Source organism: Vibrio sp. 10N.261.46.A3, from assembly GCF_041472995.1.
Classification (GTDB): domain Bacteria; phylum Pseudomonadota; class Gammaproteobacteria; order Enterobacterales; family Vibrionaceae; genus Vibrio; species Vibrio coralliirubri.
The window spans coordinates 1-847 of sequence record NZ_JBFRRH010000162.1 but is presented as its reverse complement, the minus strand read 5'-3'; the positions used below and the strand labels follow the sequence as shown (position 1 = coordinate 847).

Below are 847 nucleotides of genomic sequence, written 5' to 3'. Positions count from 1 at the left end.
GTAGTGTAGAAATGAGGTTAGCCACACGTTTATTTCGACAGGAGTTAAGCCGCAATTGTTCTGGTAGGGAATTATTGAAATTCCTTACCTTCAAGCAAGCTTATTGCTGTCAAACTCAACCTTGGGATAGGACATAATGAGCGCTCTTTTCTATTTGCTATTGCTCTCTCTGTTTTTGAAATGGCTTTTACGCATTCAGCACAACCCTTCACCTTGGGTAAATGCGATTCGATTGGTGAAGAGTCTCGTGGTGATGGTGGCGATGACGGGGTATCTGATGCTTATCAATGCGCCCGTATTGGCGTGGTTTGTGGTTTTACCTTTCCTTGTTATGTTTACCTTTTGTCACAGTGTCACAATTAGACTGCGAGAATTGACCCATCTTACACTGACGCCAGCGCTGCAAAATGGCACCTACCACGTTCATTTGAAAGCGTTCTCCAACCTTTTGCAAGAGATGCGTACCGAGACTTGGCCTTACTGATTGATTTACTCCCCAAGAGTCAAGGGCACACTCTCATGCTCACTTCGCCACTACTGTCAAAGAATGGTGACTTTAGGGGGATTGAAACGCTATCAAGCCTGCCCGTATCGATAGAAAAACGAACGGTGTCATATTGGCGCTCTCCTTTTGTTTTTCTGGTGTTGTGTTATTACAAGTACCTAAGACGAGTACCCGTACTACGCACAGCCGATTTAACGAGGCAATATCAGTTGCGATTGACTTTGTCCTCTTAATGAAAGTGGATGGGAGAGGGAAATAAGCGAAGCATTTTCTTCTCCTATCTGCTTTGCAGGTAGGGCGAAGCCCGTAGGACGGCACAGAGTCCACGGCTAGAGCATTTTA

Annotated in this window: 1 protein-coding gene; it reads left to right on the top strand. The window is 45.3% G+C overall.

Annotated elements, in window-relative coordinates:
• The first annotated feature begins 136 nt into the window (after positions 1–136).
• A complete protein-coding gene (locus AB4484_RS25800) occupies positions 137–484 on the top strand; it encodes a hypothetical protein (protein WP_372080955.1) in 348 nt (115 codons plus the stop codon).
• The last annotated feature ends 363 nt before the right edge of the window (positions 485–847 follow it).

Bases quoted from the DNA above. Each gene is read 5' to 3' on its own strand.
- AB4484_RS25800 (WP_372080955.1), top strand. From the start codon at position 137: ATGAGCGCTCTTTTCTATTTGCTATTGCTCTCTCTGTTTTTGAAATGG.